At 60.2% G+C, this 256-nt stretch carries 1 protein-coding gene; it reads right to left on the minus strand.

Features of this window, described 5'->3' with window-relative positions; translation table 11 throughout:
* Positions 1–256: hypothetical protein (locus SB679_RS25245; protein WP_410705075.1), on the minus strand; the 256-nt coding region annotated here is incomplete at both ends.

Genomic DNA, 256 nt, shown 5'->3' on the forward strand with positions numbered 1-256 from the left:
TGCGCACGAGTTCAATACGTTCCGCCTGAGTGATCATTGGCGTGGATTGAGCGGGACGGACCGGCGCGTCGAGGTGCCCTCGTCGTGTGCTGTCGCGGTTGAGCCACCGGACAAAATTACGGATGTGCTTGCGGGTGCTGGGCCCGGTACTGAGATATTCGTCGATGTGGGCTTGTCTTAGTTCGCCCGCTGCGATGCCGTGAGAGTCACGGAGCCAGATGAGGAGCTTGCCTGCTTCGGTGATGTCCTGTTTCGC

The sequence above is a fragment of the Chryseobacterium sp. SIMBA_029 genome (genome assembly GCF_046535275.1).
GTDB lineage: Bacteria > Bacteroidota > Bacteroidia > Flavobacteriales > Weeksellaceae > Chryseobacterium.